Source organism: Phenylobacterium sp. J367, assembly GCF_024699985.1.
Classification (GTDB): domain Bacteria; phylum Pseudomonadota; class Alphaproteobacteria; order Caulobacterales; family Caulobacteraceae; genus Phenylobacterium.
In genome coordinates this window covers 2,401,125-2,417,191 of the sequence record NZ_JAJONA010000001.1, presented here as the reverse complement: position 1 = coordinate 2,417,191, position 16,067 = coordinate 2,401,125, and the positions used below count along the sequence as shown (strand labels likewise).

The following is a 16,067-nucleotide window of genomic DNA, read 5'->3' as shown; positions in this document are numbered from 1 at the left end:
GATCGCCACATAAATCCCACTCTGAACAAGTATTCATTGTCACCTGTAGGGATATGGTTCCGAAACGCTCCAGAAATATATTCGAGTAATATAACAAGTAATTCTTGCTATGGCGAAGCCTGATCTTATATAGATCCACGGCGGGAGGGGGTATTTCCTCTCCCCAGGAGCTTCACCCAATGCGAATTCAAATCCTGGTCGCCGGCGTCTGCGCCGCGGCCCTCCTTCCTGCCGCGGCCCTCGCGCAACAGACGTGCGAGCAGCGGCAGTCCAACCAGACCATGGGCACGCTGGCCGGCGCCGGACTGGGCGCCCTGGCCGGAAGCGCGGTGGCCGGCCGCGGCGACCGCACCGAAGGCGCCGTCATCGGCGGCATCGCCGGCGCGCTGATCGGCAACCAGGTGTCCAAGGGCAAGCCCGACTGTTCGCGCGCCTACGGCTACTACGACAACAACGGCGCCTGGCACGCCACCGCCACCCCGAGAACCAACGCCGCCGGCTACTACGACCGTACCGGCGCCTGGATCGACGGCGCGCCGCGCGGCTACTACGCCAGCGACGGCCGCTGGGTGCAGGCGGACACCGACGCCCAGGCCTCCGGCTATTACGACACGCGCGGCCACTGGGTCCCGGCCTCGGCCACGGGCTACTATACCCACGACGGCCGCTGGGTCGCGTCCACGGCGCCCGGCCGCTACGACCGGTCGGGCCGCTGGATCGCGGGCCCCGCGACGGGCCGCTACAACGCCGACGGCGTCTGGATCGCCGGCGAGGCGAACGGCCGGCGGGACGCCAACGGCGTGTGGATCGCCGATCCGCAGCCGGGCTACTACCGCGACGGCCGATGGGTCCGCGGCGAGGCGGTCGGCTACTACGACGCGCGCGGCCGCTGGATCTCCACGGACAACCGCCCGTCGCAGGGCGGCTACCGCGGCGACAACGGGATGCAGAGCATCGACGAGCGCCAAGCCGACCTCGACCGGCAGATCCGGCGCGGGATCGACAACCGCAGCCTGAGCCGCGCCCAGGGCGACCGCCTGCTGCGCTCGCTCGCCGCCATCGAGCGCGAGGAGCGCTCGCTGCGCAATCGCCAGGGCGAGCTCGGCCCGCGTGGCCGCGCGACCATCAGCGCGCGCCTCGACAGGCTGAGCGACAGCCTGGGCCAGATGAGCCGCAACGGCCGCGCCGAGCGCTACGGCAGCCGCTGAGACGGCAGCCCCCGGCCGAGGACGGCCGGGGGCGTCGGCTCAGAAGACTGACGATCGCGGGCCCTTTGTCCCGCTCGCCCCCACGGGCTGAGCAGGCGGCCCGCGGGATCCGCCGCCGGGTATCGCGGCGGACGCCAGGGATCCCCGCGCCGGCCAAGGGCACGGGGCTCTCCCGCCCGCCGCCCTGGCCACCGGGCGCCGGCAAGACCCTTGTGTACCCCCAGGCGCCGCCGGGCGCGTGCCGCCAGCGAAGCGGTCGATCACGTCCGGCGCGGCGTCCCGTGAGACCCGCCATGTCCATCCTGTTCGTCGCGTCCGCCCTCTGCGTCGCCGCCGCGCTCCTCCTTCCCGCCCTCACCCGACTGACCGCGCCTAGCCTGGCGCGACGGACGTGAGTCTGCTCGACGCCCGGCCGCGGGACTGCACCTTCCGGGCGATCCTGCGCTCGGGCGTCTGGTCGGTGACCCGCGACCACGTGTTCTACGGCGACTTCCTCACCCGGGCCGAGGCGCTGCGCCAGGCCTGCGCCGCCGCCATCGCAGTCGAGGCCCTGGGCGGCACGGCCCGGGTGCTGGCCCCGCCCGGCGAGACCCTCGTGCCCCACCGCGGCGTGAAGCCGCCGTCCTGACCCTTTCCGGAGATCCGCCCATGCCCCCGCTCGACAAGGCCCGCTTCCTCTCCCCGCGCAACGTGCCGCTCTGGGTGGCGGTGGGATTGGCCGTGGTGTTCGCGGCGAAGATATTCTGGCCTGGGTGAGGGGGCCGGGGCTCAAGCGCGCCCTCCCCGCCCCGCTCGCCGGCCGGCGAGCGGGCCATCCCCATTGAGGGCGGGGGCTACTTCGCCTCGGCGGGCTTCTCCAGGGTCGGCCACTTCACGCCGAGCTGGTCGAGGTAGGTCGGGTATTTGGCGGCGTCGTAGTAGAGCGGCCGCATCTGGTCGCGGAATTGGGCCATGACGGCGGCGTTCATCTCGATGGGCGGCTTGTCGGCGGCGCCGATCATCGGAACGTATTTCTCGTCCTTGGTCTGAACGTCGGTGAAGTAGGCCCTGGCGGCGGCCCTGAGCTTCGGCTGGGTCAGGAGGTCGAGCGTGGTCATGGCGACCACCTTCGACCCGGCCACCACGCCCTTGTGGGCGATCGGCGTCGCCATGGAGATGGCGTTGGCCCAGTTGTGGCCCGGCAGGCCCGGGATGTTCGACGGATAGCGGATGGTGATGGTCGGCAGGGTCCAGGAGATGTCGCCGATGTCGTCCGAGCCGCCGCTCTCGGGCCTCTCCTTGGGCGGCTCCAGCTTGTCGAGCTCGGTGTCGAGGCCCTTGTCCTTGTCGGCGCCCACCGACTTCTGGACGGCCTTGGCGAAGGCCTGGTCGTCGGCGGACCACCTGGGCAGGCCGACCTGGCGGATGTTGGCGTAGGCGGCTTCCGCCATGGGCCGGTTGAAGTGGCGCGGCGCGGCGGTCCCCAGCACCCGGCGGGTAACCGTGGTGTCGGTCATCATGGCCGCGCCGTCGGCGATCTTGTTGCCGACCGCATAGAGGTCGGCGATCCCCTTGAAGTCCTGCTCGCGGAAATAATACCAGACGCTGGCGCGCTCCGGCACGACGTTGGGCTGGTCGCCGCCGTCGCGGATCACATAGTGCGAGCGCTGCTCGGGCCGGATGTGCTCGCGGCGGTACTCCCAGCCGGTGTTCATCAGGCTGACGGCGTCGAGCGCCGACTTGCCCATCCACGGCTTGCCCGCCGAGTGGGCGGTGGACCCCTTGAAGGTGTACTCCACCGAGACGAGCCCCGTGCCGGACGGCTTGCCCCAGGTCGTGCCGAGGTTGTCGCCCACGTGGGTGAAGATCACCGCGTCCACGTCCTTGAAGACCCCGTCGCGGACCATGAAGGCCTTGCCGGCCACCAGTTCCTCGGCGACGCCCGGCCAGAGCATCAGCGTGCCGGCGATGCCCTCCTTCTGCATGATCTCCTTCACCGCCAGCGCGGCGACGACGTTCACCGCCTGGCCGGAGTTGTGGCCCTCGCCGTGGCCCGGCGCGCCCTCCACCTGCGGCTGGCGCCAGGGGATGCCAGGCGTCTGGGAGGCCTTGGGGATGCCGTCGATGTCGGAGCCGAGCGCCACGACCGGGCCGCCGGTCTTGTTGGTCCAGGTCGCGACCCAGCCGGTGGGCATGCCCGAGACGCCGCGGGTCACGGTGAAGCCGTTCTTCTCCAGGACGTCGGTGATGTAGCGGGAGGTCTCCACCTCCTGGAAGCCGAGCTCGCCGAACGAGAAGATGCTGTCGTTCATCTGCTGGGCGAGCCGGGCGCGGGCCTCCACACCGGCGATCGCCTGCTGTTTCATGGCCGGCAGCGAGGCGGCGTTCGCCGACGTGCAGGCGAGGATCGCGGCAAGCGCGAGCGGCAGCGTGGTCTTCATCTGGAAAAGCTCCCCGGGTACTCAAGGGCGCGAAGCTGGACGAGGCGGGTGGGGGTGTCCAGTCACGGACGCAATTCCTCCCCATCGGGGGATGGTGGATCGCCGCGGAGCGGCGAGACGGAGGGGGTCATGCCCGCCGTTTGAGCGCACCCCCTCCGGCCCTTCGGGCCACCTCCCCCGAGGGGGAGGAACCTGGGCGTCAGCGGTTGCCGCCGATGATGTCGCCGAGGCCGCCGAGGACGGAGCCTTCGCCGCGGTTCTGGCCGCCCACGCCGCCGGCGGCGGCGAGCATCCGGCCGGCCAGGCGGGAGAACGGCAGGGACTGAATCCAGACCTTCCCGGGGCCGGTGAGGCGGGCGAAGAACAGGCCCTCGCCGCCAAAGATGACGCTCTTCACCCCGCCGGCCATGACGAGGTCGAAGTCGACGCTGGGCGTATAGGCGGCCAGGCAGCCGGTATCGACGTGGATCTCCTCGCCGGCCGCGAGCTCGCGCTCCACCACCGTGCCGCCCATCTGGACGAAGACCCAGCCGTCGCCGTCCAGGCGCTGCATGATGAAGCCCTCGCCGCCGAACAGGCCGGTCATCATCCGGCGCTGGAACTGGATGCCGATGGAGACGCCGCGGGCGGCGGCGAGGAAGGCGTCCTTCTGGCAGATCAGGGTCCCGCCGAGCTCGCCCAGGTGCAGCGGCAGGATGGCGCCGGGCGTCGGCGAGGCGAAGGCGACCTTGGCCTTGCCGCCGCCGTTGTGGGTGAAGACGGTGGTGAACAGGCTCTCGCCGGTGATCAGCCGCTTGCCGGCGCCCAGGAGCTTGCCCATGAAGCCCGCGCCCTCGCCGCCCGAGCCGTCGCCGAAGACGGTGGTCATGCCGACCGAGGCGTCCTTCCAGACCAGGGCGCCGGCCTCGGCGATGGCGCTCTCGCCGGGATCGAGCTCGATCTCGACGAACTGCAGCTCCTGGCCCTTGATGTCGAAGTCGATGTCGTCGGCCAGGGCGGCCGTGCGGTGGTGGCTCCAGGGACCTTGGCTCATGGAGGACTTCCTAGCTTGAGGGTTCGGACGGATCAGGCGGGCTCGGAGCCATGGAACAGGCGCCACTTCCACTGGCCGTGATGCAGGGCGAAGACGCCGGTCAGGCGGTAGGCGCGGCGATGCTCGGTCGCGCCGGCCTCGCGCACCACGGCGTGGCCCTCGGCGTGCAGCCAGGCGATGGGCCCATGCACCGAGACCTCCACCTCCCGCCAGTCGAAGACCAGGGTGTCGGTGCGGTCGAAGAGCGCCTGGAAATGCCGGCGCAGGCCGTCGGGGCCGCGGGCGACCTCGCCGAGCTCCGAGCCAACCAGCAGGGTGTCGTGGTCCGGCATGAACTCGTCCACGAGGGCGAGGTCGCGCTTCGCGAGATGCTGGTTGAGCCGGATCAGCGCCTGGCGGACGCCGCGCTCGGCGCCCTTCTGCGACGGGGCGGCGGCGCGCTGGCCGAGGCCCAGCACCAAGGCCAGGGCGGCGCTGCCGGCGAGGAAACGTGTGACGGCGCCCATGGCGCGAACTCCTGATGCCCGGCGGGGGGCGATGTTTCGCCTGCGAACGGTTGGAGGGCAAGAGGGGGGTTCGCCATTCTCCCCATCGGGGGAGGAATTAGCCGTCCGTCTTCTTGGCGAGCTTCTCCAGCACCTTGCCGCGGCCGCGGGACAGCGCGGTGACGACGCCGCGCAGGGTGCGGACCTCCTGGTCGGTGAAGCGGGCGCGGCCCAGCGCGGCGCGCAGGTTCTGGACCATGGACGGCGTCTTCTCCGGCGGATGGAAGAAGCCGGCGGTCTCCAGCTCGCGCTCCAGGTGCTCGTAGAGGCCCATCAGCGCGGCGCCGTCGGCGGGCGGGGGCGCCGTCGCGGAACCTGGGCGGCGGGGCGTCGGCGACGGCGACGGTCCGCCATTCGTAGGCGTTGATGGCGACGGCCTGGGCGAGGTTCAGCGAGTGGAAGCGCGGGTCGATGGGGATGGTCACCACCGCCTGGCAGAGCGCGATGTCCTGGGTCTCCAGCCCGGCGCGTTCGCCGCCGAAGAGGAGGCCGACGCGCTCGCCCTGCGCCGTCGCCTCGGCGAGCTGGGCGGCGGCCTGGCGCGGGGTGATCACCGGGAGCTGCAGCTCGCGCGGCCGGGCGGTGGTGGCGTAGACCTGGTGCAGGTCGTGGATGGCGGAGGCGACGTCGTCGAACACGCGGGCGGCGTTCAGCGGCCAGTCGGCGCCGGAGGCCGACGCCCAGGCCTTCTCCTGCGGCCAGCCGTCCCGGGGGCTGACGAGGCGCAGCTCGTCCAGGCCGAAGTTGGCCATGACACGGGCCACCGCGCCGATATTCTGCGCAAGCTGCGGCGCGTTCAGGATCACGACAGGTTTTTCGGGAGACGTTGCGGCCATGGCGCCTTTTCCGTCGCGGAGCCCCGCCCTGGCAACCCTTCCCCGACGCGGCGTCCTCGCCGTGGGCCTCGGCGCGCTCGTCGCCGCCTGCAGCCGCAGCGAGCCGCTGACCGCGTCCACGACGCCGCCGCTCGACATGGCGCGGCTGAACAAGGGCGCGGCGGAGCTGGCCGAGCGGGCGAAGCCGGGCGTGCTGGGCGTCGCCCTGACCAACCTGGAGAGCGCGGAGAGCTTCAGCTTCAACGGCGGCCGGCGCTTCCCGATGTTCAGCGTGTTCAAGGCGCCGCTGGCCGCCGCCGCCCTGGCCGAGGTGGACGCGCGGCGGCTGAACCTCGACGAGATGGTCAGGCTGGAGCCCGAGGACCTGTCGCCGCCGCTGTCGGCCATCGCCGAGGCGTTCCCGGCGCGGCGGGACTACAGCCTGCGCGAGCTGATGGCCGCCGCGGTCGTCGACGGCGACAACACCGCCGCCGACGTCCTGATGAAGCGGATCGGCGGGCCGGGGACGGTGAGCGCTTGGCTGAGCGCCAAGCGGCTGAACGACATCCGCATCGACCGCTACGAGCGCGAACTGGCGCCGGAGGCCTATGGCATGGCCTCGTTCCGGCCGGCCTGGAAGGGGGCGGGCTTCCGCGCCGCCTACGACAGCGTGCCGGACGCGACGAAGCTCGCCGCCATGCGCCGCTTCCTGGCCGATCCGCGCGACACCGCCACGCCGCAGGGCGCGGTGGACTTCCTGATGGCGTTGGACCGCGGGGAGCTGCTGTCGCCGGCCTCGACCCGGATGCTGATCCAGATGATGCGCGAGACGCCGCGCGCCGCCGACCGGCTGAAGGCGGGATTTCCGGCCGGCGTCGCCTGGGCCCACAGGCCGGGGACGTCGGGCCTGGACCTCGGGATCAGCCTCGCCTTCAACGACATCGGCCTCTTCACCCTGCCCGACCGGCGCAGCTACGCGGCGGCGGCCTTCCTCTCCGGCGCGACGCTCTCCATGGAGGCCCAGGCGGCGCTGTTCGCCGATCTCGGCCGGCTGATGATCCGTTCCGTGGGGTAAAGTCGCAGGCTCTAGCCTTTGCGTCGGCGCGCGTGGCGGCTATACGGCCCCCGCACATTTCAAGAAGTTCCCCCCCTCGGAGCGCCTCGCCACATGGCCAAGATCAAAGTCGCCAACCCCGTCGTCGACATCGACGGCGACGAGATGACCCGCATCATCTGGAAGCTCATCAAGGACAAGCTGATCTTCCCGTTCCTGGATATCGAGCTCGAGTACTACGACCTGGGCGTCGAGGCGCGCGACGCGACCAACGACCAGATCACCATCGATGCGGCCGAGGCGATCAAGAAGCACGGCGTGGGCGTGAAGTGCGCCACCATCACCCCGGACGAGGCGCGGGTGAAGGAGTTCAACCTGAAGGAAATGTGGAAGTCGCCGAACGGCACGATCCGCAACATCCTGGGCGGCGTGGTCTTCCGTGAGCCGATCATCTGCAAGAACGTGCCGCGCCTGGTGCCGTCCTGGACCCAGCCGATCATCATCGGCCGCCACGCGTTCGGCGATCAGTACCGCGCCACCGACTTCAAGGTGCCGGGCGCCGGCAAGCTGAAGATCTCCTGGGAAGGCGACAACGGCGAGAAGATCGAGAAGGACGTCTTCACGTTCAAGGACTCCGGCGTGGCCATGGCCATGTACAACGTCGACGAGTCGATCCGCGACTTCGCCCACGCGTCGTTCGCCTACGCCCTGAACCGCAACTACCCGCTCTACCTCTCCACGAAGAACACGATCCTCAAGGCCTATGACGGCCGCTTCAAGGACATCTTCCAGGAGATCTACGAGACGGAATACGCCGAGAAGTACAAGGCCGCCGGCCTGACCTACGAACACCGGCTGATCGACGACATGGTGGCCGCGGCCCTGAAGTGGTCGGGCGGCTTCGTCTGGGCGTGCAAGAACTACGACGGCGACGTGCAGTCGGACACGGTGGCCCAGGGCTTCGGCTCGCTCGGCCTGATGACGTCGGTGCTGATGACGCCGGACGGCAAGACCATGGAGGCGGAAGCCGCCCACGGCACCGTCACCCGCCACTTCCGCCAGCACCAGCGCGGCGAGAGCACCTCGACCAACTCCATCGCCTCGATCTTCGCCTGGACCCGCGGCCTGGAGCACCGGGCCAAGCTCGACGGCAACGAGGCGCTGTCGAAGTTCGCCAAGACCCTGGAGCAGGTCTGCGTCTCGACCGTCGAGAGCGGCTCGATGACCAAGGACCTGGCGCTGCTGGTCGGCGACACCCAGGGCTGGCTGACCACCGAGGGCTTCATCGACAAGGTGGCCGTGAACCTCGAGAAGGCGCTCGCCGAGGCGTAAACCTCGGCCTCGAGCCGGATAAGAAGACGGCGGCCGGAGCGATCCGGCCGCCGTTTTCTTTGCGTTCCTCCCCCTCGGGGAGGAATTTGCGTTACGCCCCTTCGAGCATCGTCTTCACGGCCGAGAGCCCTTCGGCGGCCTTGGAGCCGTCGGGGGCGCCGCCCTGGGCGAAGTCCGGCCGGCCGCCGGCGCCCCTGGCCGCCCATGGCGATCACGGCGGCCTTGGCGAGCTCGGCGGCGTTGAACCGGCGCTGGGCCTGGCCGGTGACGGCGACGGTGATCGCCGCCTTGCCGTCGGCCACGCCGACGAGGGCGATGACGCCGTCGGGAAGCTGCTTCTTGAACTCCTCCGCGATGGGCCTGAGGTCCTTGCCGCCGACGCCGTCCATGACGCGGGCCATGACCTTCACGCCGCCGATCTCCTCGGGCCCGGCCTGCGCCGCCCCGCCGCCGCCGCCCATGGCGAGCTGGCGCTTGGCGTCGGCCAGATCCTTCTCGAGCCTCCGGGCCTGGGCCTGCAGGGCCTCGATCCGGGCGGAGACCTCGGACACCGGGACCTTGAACTGCTCGGCGAGCGACTTGGAGACGGACGCCTGCTCCAGCAGGTAGCGGCGGGCCGCCTCGCCGGTCAGGGCCTCGATGCGGCGCACGCCCGCGGCGATGCCCTGCTCGGAGACGATCTTGAAGAGGGCGATGTCGCCGGTGCGGGCCACGTGGGTTCCGCCGCAGAGCTCGACCGAATAGTCGCCCTGGCCGTCGAGCGCGCGGCCGAGGGTGAGCACGCGGACGCTGTCGCCGTACTTCTCGCCGAACAGGGCCATGGCCCCGGCCTCGATGGCCTCGGCCGGCTTCATGTCCTTGGTGACGGCCGCGAGGTTCTGGCGGACCACGGCGTTCACCTCCGCCTCGATGCGGTCGATCTCGTCGGCCGTCAGCGGCTGGCCGTGGCTGAAGTCGAAGCGGATCCGCTCGCCGTCGACCATCTGGCCCTTCTGGGTCACGTGACGGCCGAGCACATTGCGCAGCGCCGCGTGCAGCAGGTGGGTCGCGGAGTGGTTGGACCGGGTGGACTGGCGACGCTCGGGGTCGACGGCGAGACGCGCGCGGGCGCCGGCCTTCAGCACGCCCTCGGTGATCTCGATCTCGTGGACGTGGAGGTCGCCGGCCTGCTTCTGGACGTCGAGGACCCGGCCCTTGCCGCCCGTCCCATCAGAATTGGCCCATTCCACCTCGCCCTGGTCGCCCGCCTGGCCGCCGCTCTCGGCGTAGAAGGGCGTGCGGTCGAAGAGGGCCTGGACGGTCTGGCCGGCCTGGGCTTCCTCCACCTCCTGGCCGTCGGCGACCAGCACCAGCAGCTCGGCGTTGGCCTCGGTGGTGTCGTAGCCGGTGAAGTCGGTGGGGCCGAGGCGGTCGCGGATGGCGAACCATTCGGCCGCCGCCGCCACCTGGCCGGAGCCCTTCCAGGCGCCGCGCGCCATCTCGCGCTGGCGGCCCATGGCCGCGTCATATTCCTCGAGGTCGACGGTCAGGCCCTTGGCCCGGACCGCGTCCTGGGTGAGGTCGAGCGGAAAGCCGTAGGTGTCGTAGAGCCGGAAGGCGGTCTCGCCGGAGAGCACGTCGCCGTCCTTCAGCCCCGCCGTCGCCTCGTCCAGAAGCGTCAGGCCGCGGCCGAGGGTGACGCGGAAGCGCTCCTCCTCCTGGCGCAGGGTGTCGACGATCGCCGGCTCGGCGCGGCGCAGCTCCGGATAGGCGTCGCCCATCAGGTTGACGAGCGTCGGGGCGACCCGGTGCATCAGCGGGGTCTCGGCGCCCAGCAGGTGGGCGTGGCGCATGGCCCGGCGCATGATCCGGCGCAGGACGTAGCCGCGGCCCTCGTTCGACGGCATGACGCCGTCGGCGATCAGGAAGCTCATGGAGCGCAGGTGGTCGGCAATCACCCGGTGCGACGGCGTGGTCTCCGAGCCTTCGGCGTGCAGCTCGCGCTTGGCGGACGCGATCAGGTCCTTGAAGAGGTCGACGTCGTAGTTGTCGTGCACGCCCTGCAGGACGGCGGCCACGCGCTCCAGGCCGGCCCCGGTGTCGATCGAGGGCTTGGGCAGGGGCGTCCGCTGGCCGTCGGCGAACTGCTCGAACTGCATGAAGACCAGGTTCCAGATCTCCACGAACCGGTCGCCGTCCTCGTCGGGCGAACCCGGGGGGCCGCCGGGGATGTGGGCGCCGTGGTCGAAGAAGATCTCCGAGCACGGGCCGCAGGGCCCGGTGTCGCCCATGGACCAGAAGTTGTCCGAGGTGGCGATGCGGATGATCTTGTCGTCCGGCAGGCCGGCGATCTTCTTCCACAGGCCGAAGGCCTCGTCGTCGGTGTGGTAGACGGTGACCAGCAGCTTCTCGGGCGGGAGCTTGAACTCCTTGGTCAGCAGCTCCCAGGCGTGGCTGATCGCCTGCTCCTTGAAGTAGTCGCCGAAGGAGAAGTTGCCGAGCATCTCGAAGAAGGTGTGGTGGCGCGCGGTGTAGCCGACGTTGTCGAGGTCGTTGTGCTTGCCGCCGGCGCGGACCGCCTTCTGCGACGAGGCGGCGCGCGGCCAGGGCGGCGTCTCGGCGCCGGTGAAGTAGTTCTTGAACGGCACCATGCCGGCGTTGACGAACAGCAGCGTCGGGTCGTTCTGCGGCACCAGCGGAGCCGAGGCGACGACCTGGTGATCCTTGCTTCCGAAGAAGTCGAGGAAGTGGGTCCGGATCTCGTTCAGGGTCGCCATAGGGATTCCAACGCGAATGTGGGGTCAGCCAGCCCCCCTATCTGGGGTGCGGCGTGGGTTTACGAAACTCAGCCGCGTCCGCGCAAAGAAAAAGGACGCCTGAGGGGGCGGCCCCCAGGCGTCCTGGTCTCGCCCGGCGTCCCCGCGTGGGGTTGGCCTGGGCCGGCTGGGTTGGCGGTGGGCCGGCCGTCGGGCCGCACGGACCGCCGGGCGAGAAGCCGTGAGGCGGCTATTCCTCGCCCTCTTCGGGACCGCCGACGAGGAGTTCCTCCTCGATGACCGCCTTGGCGCCGCGCACCGCCTTCTCGATCTCGGCGGCCATGTCCGGGTTCTGCCTCAGGAACTCGCGGACGTTGTCGCGGCCCTGGCCGATGCGGGTGGAGTTGTAGGAGAACCAGGAGCCGGACTTCTCGATGATCCCGGCCTTCACGCCCAGGTCGATGATCTCGCCCAGCTTGGAGATCCCCTGGCCGTACATGATGTCGAACTCCACCTCGCGGAACGGCGGGGCGACCTTGTTCTTGACGACCTTCACGCGGACGTTGTTGCCGATGATCTCGTCGCGGACCTTCACCGAGCCGGTGCGGCGGATGTCGAGGCGCACCGAGGCGTAGAACTTCAGGGCGTTGCCGCCCGTGGTGGTCTCGGGCGAGCCGTACATGACGCCGATCTTCATCCGGATCTGGTTGATGAAGATGACCAGCGTCTTGGCCTTGGAGATCGAGCCGGTGAGCTTGCGCAGCGCCTGGCTCATCAGCCTCGCCTGGAGACCGGGGAGCTGGTCGCCCATCTCGCCCTCGATCTCGGCGCGAGGCGTCAGCGCCGCCACGGAGTCGATGACGATCACGTCGATGGCGCCCGAGCGGACGAGGGTGTCGGTGATCTCCAGCGCCTGCTCGCCGGTGTCCGGCTGCGAGACCAGCAGATCGTCCAGGTTCACGCCCAGCTTGTGGGCGTAGGACGGATCGAGCGCGTGCTCGGCGTCCACGAAGGCGGCGGTGCCGCCGGCCTTCTGGACCTCGGCCACCACGTGCAGGGCGAGCGTCGTCTTGCCCGACGATTCCGGCCCGTAGATCTCGATGATCCGGCCCTTCGGCAGGCCGCCGATGCCGAGCGCCAGGTCGAGGCCGAGCGAACCGGTCGAGACCGACTCGATCTCCACCACCTTGCCCTTGTCGCCCAGCTTCATGACGGAGCCCTTGCCGAAGGCCCGGTCGATCTGCGCCAGCGCCGCCTCGAGAGCGCGCTGCTTGTCTCCGTCTTCTTTACCCACGAGCCTCAAAGCCGATTGCGACATGTTTCCAAGCCCCTCTTATCCCACGATTCCGCCAACCCGGCTGGATCGGTGCAACGCGCCGGAGGACTCAACCTGTACCGGTTTCGTTCTCTGTTCGCAAGATGTTCCGGTTCCGCGACTTGCGGCGCGCGACGTCCAGGTTGCTTCGGGGGCACCACGCTCCCGACACCAGGGACCCTATCGGGGTCATACGTCAGAATCGGTCGCAGATGCTGGGGCAGGGGAGGTTGTTGGAATCGCGCGGGTCTCCGGCCGATGTCGGCCAAATGCCGTGGCGCGACGGGCGCGCGCCGCGCAGGATCGCACCGCGACAGGCGGAGGTTTGGCGGATGGTCATCCGGACGATGCGGCGGGAGCGGGGTTGGACGCAGGAACGACTGGCGCTGATCCTCGGGATCAACGTCCGGACGGTGCAGCGCCTCGAGAACGGCGGCGCGCCGAGCCTGGAAACGGCTCAGGCCCTGGCCAGCGCGTTCGGGTGCGACGCCCGGCTGTTCGTGGCGCCGGACCCCGCCCCGCAGACCCCGGCGACACTCCCGGCCCGGGCCCCGAGGGAGCCCCTGGTCCGCGGATCACCGCCGGACCGCGCCGGCCGAACCGCCCAGGCCCGGTACGCGGCGGCCCTCCTGCTCGTGGGCGGCAGCGTCGCCGCCATTCTCATCCTGGCCCTGCTGATCGCGGGACCGTCCTCGCCCGGGTTCATCGCCACCTTGCTGGGCGCGATGCTCTGCCTCGCCATCTGCATAGGCGGGGCGCTCCAGCAAAGCGCCGCCCCTGGCGGCCCAATGTCGGACCATGCCGGCGAGGGGCGCCTCTGAACGCCCTCCGCCCCCTCCCGCGCCGGCGAGAAGGGGCGGCCTCGCCGGAAGGTCGTCAGAAGGCGCCGCCCATTGGGCGGACGATGATCTCGCCGACGCCGACTTCCGGCGGCTGTTCGATGGCGTAGCGGATCGCCCGGGCGATGGCGTCGGGCTTCAGGGCCACCTTGCGCGCTTCCTGGATGGCGGCCGCCGTCGTCGGGTCGGTGATGGTGTCGGCCAGTTCGCTTTCGACGACGCCCGGCGAGATGATGGTCGCGCGGATGTCGGGATGCTCCTGACGGAGGCCCTCGGTGATCGCCCAGACAGCGTACTTGGTCGCCGAATAGACCGCCGTCGTCGGCCAGACCTGGTGGGCGGCCACGGACGCGACGTTGACGACGTGCCCGCCGCCCTGGGCCTGGAAGCGCGGCAGCGCCGCGGCGATGCCGTTCAGGACGCCACGAATGTTGACGTCGATCATGCGATCCCACTCGTCGGTCTTCAGGGCGGCCAGCGGGGACAGCGGCATCAGGCCGGCGTTGTTGACCAGCACGTCCAAGCGCCCGAAGCGGGCCTCGGCGTGGGCGACGAAGGCCTCGACGTCTTCGCGCCGGGTGACGTCCATCGCCCGGAAATCCGCTTCGCCGCCAGCGGCGCGGATGTCGTCGACCAGCGCCTGGAGGCGGGCCTCGCGGCGGGCGCCGACGAGGACCCGCATGCCGGCCGCGGCCAGGTGGCGGGCGGTGGCCTCGCCGATGCCGCTGCTGGCGCCGGTCAGGGCGACGACTTTGTTGGCGGGGGTGGTCATGGTGTTCGTGCTCCTTTCGGCCGCCGCGTCATGCGGATCGGCGATGGAGACGTTGTGGCCGGCCAGGCGTCGGGGACGGTAGAACGCCTCTCCGGGATTCTTGCACGATCCTGCAAGTTCGCCGCTCGCCCGCTTGCACGTGAAAGACGGGCGCGGAACAATCGGCCATGGTTCAGATCGACGAAATCGCCGCGTTGATCGCCCGGCACGCGACGGAGGACGGCTTCTATCCCTCGTCGCTTCCGCGCCTTAGCCTTGTGCGATCCTCCCGCCCTACCCAGTCGACGCCGGCGGTCTACAAGCCCTCGCTTTGCCTCATCGCCCAGGGCCGCAAGCAGGTGGAGCTCGGCGGACGCAGCTATCTCTACGACGAGGCGACCTATCTGGCGGTGTCGGTCGACCTGCCGCTCACCGGCGCGATCCTCGAGGCCAGCCCGGAGCGGCCTTACCTGTGCATGGTGGTCGACATCGACCTGCCCACGCTCTCCGAGCTGATGCTGCAGCACACCCTGGACCCGGGCCCCGAACCCGTCGGGCCGGCGCTGGGGGTCAGCGCCACGGAGCCCGGCCTGCTGGAGGCCGCGCTGCGCCTGGTGCGCCTGCTGGATGCGCCGGCGGACGCGCCCTATCTCGCGCCCCTGGCCGAGCGCGAGATCCTATACAGGCTGCTGTCGGGGGCGCAGGCGCCGTCGATCCGCCGGATCGCCGCGGGCGAAAGCCGCCTGCGGCAGGTGAGCCGGGCGATCGCCTGGCTGAAGGACAATTATGCCCGGCCCGTCAGCGTCGAGCGCCTGGCGGCGGAGGCCGGCATGAGCGCCTCGTCGTTCCACAGCCACTTCAAGGCGGCGACGACCATGAGCCCCCTGCAATACCGCGCCCGGCTGCGGCTGCAGGAAGCGCGGCGGATGATGGTGATCGAGGCCGTCGACGCCGCCAGCGCCGGCTTCGCCGTCGGCTACGAGAGCCCGTCGCAGTTCAGCCGCGAGTACAGCCGGGTCTATGGCGCGCCGCCCTACCAGGACGCCCTGCGCCTGCGGAGTTCGCCCGACTACGCGCTCGTGGCCTAGCCTTTCCCGCGCCAGCCGCGGGCGCGCGATCGCTCAGGCGTCCCGCCAGTCGAAGACAAGCTCTTCGCGGAAGGCGAAGCGGACGAGGTGGCGGGCGACGACGTCCTTGAGCGGGTCGAGCTGGCCGGCGTCGGGCGAGGTGAGCGTGATCCGCAGAGTCCCGCTCTCCGCCAGCAGGTCGGCCTGGCCGAGGCCGAGGGTGATCCGGCCGGCGTCACCCGCCTGCTTGACGGGAAGCTTGTGGGCCCAGTGCTTGCAGAGCTGGACGAGGTACTTCGCCGCGTGGGCGGTGGCGACGTCGGCGACCGCGCCGGCCATTAGCTGCGCTCCACGGACTGGGCGGCGGCGTCGAGGATGGCGGCGATCTTCTCGGCGGCGTCGGCGTCGAGGTCGCCGCGGCGCATGCGCAGGCGCAGCGCCATCTTCAGGTTCTCCATGCCGCGCAGGACGGGCGCGGGGGCGTTGCGGCGGGCGTGGCGCGTCTCGGCGTCGCCGCCGGCCCGGGCCTTCAGCATGGCCACGGTTTCGGCGTTCTCCGCCAGGAAGGCCTGGCCCTCGGGCGTCGCGGTGTAGCGCTTGCGCCCGCCCTCCTCGACTTCCGCGACCGCGTAGCCGCTGTCGTCCAGCCAGGCCAGCGTCGGGTAGATGACGCCAGGGCTTGGGGAATAGGCGCCGCCGAACTGCTCCTCGATGCCCTTGATCAGCTCGTAGCCGTGCGCGGGCCGCTCGGCGAGCATGGCCAGGATCAGCAGCCGCAGCTCCCCGTAGTCGAACAGCCGGCCGGCGCGCGGTCCGCGGCGGTGATGGCCGTGGCGGCCCCCGTGACGATGCCCCTGGGCGTCGTCGGTGGCGCGGAAATGGCGGCCGCGTCCGCAGTGATGCATGTGCTTCATGGCGACGATATAGGTTTCGATATATCTTCAGTCAAGATA

At 70.5% G+C, this 16,067-nt stretch carries 13 protein-coding genes and 2 pseudogenes; 6 read left to right on the top strand and 9 right to left on the bottom strand.

The window, feature by feature from the left end:
- Positions 1–179 precede the first annotated feature (179 nt).
- Complete coding sequence (locus tag LRS04_RS13010; RefSeq protein WP_257816735.1) at positions 180–1,208, top strand: glycine zipper 2TM domain-containing protein; 1,029 nt, start codon at positions 180–182, stop codon at positions 1,206–1,208.
- 391 nt (positions 1,209–1,599) lie between these two features.
- Positions 1,600–1,836: a hypothetical protein gene (locus LRS04_RS13005; protein ID WP_257816734.1), complete on the top strand. Its 237-nt coding sequence runs from the start codon at positions 1,600–1,602 to the stop codon at positions 1,834–1,836.
- A 205-nt stretch (positions 1,837–2,041) separates the two neighbouring features.
- Here the strand turns inward: LRS04_RS13005 and LRS04_RS13000 are convergent, their stop codons facing one another.
- The 4 genes and pseudogenes from LRS04_RS13000 to LRS04_RS12985 all read right to left on the bottom strand — a co-directional run bounded on the left by LRS04_RS13000 (position 2,042) and on the right by LRS04_RS12985 (position 6,042).
- Positions 2,042–3,628 carry an amidohydrolase gene (locus tag LRS04_RS13000; protein ID WP_257816733.1) on the bottom strand — a complete coding sequence of 529 codons (1,587 nt, stop codon included), beginning with the start codon at positions 3,626–3,628 and terminating at the stop codon, positions 2,042–2,044.
- Positions 3,629–3,827: 199 nt separating this feature from the next.
- Complete coding sequence (locus LRS04_RS12995; protein WP_257816732.1) at positions 3,828–4,661, bottom strand: TIGR00266 family protein; 834 nt, start codon at positions 4,659–4,661, stop codon at positions 3,828–3,830.
- 32 nt (positions 4,662–4,693) lie between these two features.
- Positions 4,694–5,167, bottom strand: a complete 474-nt coding sequence (locus LRS04_RS12990; RefSeq protein WP_257816731.1) for a nuclear transport factor 2 family protein — start codon at positions 5,165–5,167, stop codon at positions 4,694–4,696.
- A 97-nt stretch (positions 5,168–5,264) separates the two neighbouring features.
- Positions 5,265–6,042: pseudogene (locus tag LRS04_RS12985) on the bottom strand (RNA methyltransferase).
- Between LRS04_RS12985 and bla the strand changes: the two are divergent.
- Positions 6,041–7,096 (top strand): class A beta-lactamase, encoded by a 1,056-nt coding sequence (gene bla, locus LRS04_RS12980; RefSeq protein ID WP_257816730.1) that lies wholly within the window; start codon positions 6,041–6,043, stop codon positions 7,094–7,096. The pseudogene LRS04_RS12985 and the gene bla sit on opposite strands and share 2 nt — an antisense overlap.
- Before the next feature lie 93 nt (positions 7,097–7,189).
- Complete coding sequence (locus LRS04_RS12975) at positions 7,190–8,407, top strand: NADP-dependent isocitrate dehydrogenase (protein ID WP_257816729.1); 1,218 nt, start codon at positions 7,190–7,192, stop codon at positions 8,405–8,407.
- Positions 8,408–8,498: 91 nt separating this feature from the next.
- Here the strand turns inward: LRS04_RS12975 and alaS are convergent.
- Both alaS and recA read right to left on the bottom strand, forming a co-directional pair.
- Positions 8,499–11,163: pseudogene (alaS, locus tag LRS04_RS12970) on the bottom strand (alanine--tRNA ligase).
- Between the two features lie 229 nt (positions 11,164–11,392).
- Positions 11,393–12,460 (bottom strand): recombinase RecA, encoded by a 1,068-nt coding sequence (gene recA / locus LRS04_RS12965; RefSeq protein ID WP_257816728.1) that lies wholly within the window; start codon positions 12,458–12,460, stop codon positions 11,393–11,395.
- Between the two features lie 329 nt (positions 12,461–12,789).
- On the opposite strand from recA, the gene LRS04_RS12960 reads away from it, so the two are divergent.
- On the top strand, positions 12,790–13,278 hold the full coding sequence (locus tag LRS04_RS12960) for a helix-turn-helix transcriptional regulator (protein WP_257816727.1): 489 nt from the start codon (positions 12,790–12,792) through the stop codon (positions 13,276–13,278).
- Between the two features lie 55 nt (positions 13,279–13,333).
- On the opposite strand, the gene LRS04_RS12955 is transcribed toward LRS04_RS12960, so the two are convergent.
- Positions 13,334–14,068, bottom strand: a complete 735-nt coding sequence (locus LRS04_RS12955; protein ID WP_257816726.1) for an SDR family oxidoreductase — start codon at positions 14,066–14,068, stop codon at positions 13,334–13,336.
- A 167-nt stretch (positions 14,069–14,235) separates the two neighbouring features.
- On the opposite strand from LRS04_RS12955, the gene LRS04_RS12950 reads away from it, so the two are divergent.
- Positions 14,236–15,135, top strand: a complete 900-nt coding sequence (locus tag LRS04_RS12950; protein ID WP_257816725.1) for an AraC family transcriptional regulator — start codon at positions 14,236–14,238, stop codon at positions 15,133–15,135.
- 33 nt (positions 15,136–15,168) lie between these two features.
- On the opposite strand, the gene LRS04_RS12945 is transcribed toward LRS04_RS12950, so the two are convergent.
- Positions 15,169–15,453 carry a DUF2218 domain-containing protein gene (locus LRS04_RS12945; protein WP_257816724.1) on the bottom strand — a complete coding sequence of 95 codons (285 nt, stop codon included), beginning with the start codon at positions 15,451–15,453 and terminating at the stop codon, positions 15,169–15,171.
- A complete protein-coding gene (locus LRS04_RS12940; RefSeq protein ID WP_257816723.1) occupies positions 15,453–16,019 on the bottom strand; it encodes a PadR family transcriptional regulator in 567 nt (188 codons plus the stop codon). Before LRS04_RS12940 ends, LRS04_RS12945 begins: the two co-directional genes overlap by 1 nt.
- Positions 16,020–16,067 lie beyond the last annotated feature (48 nt).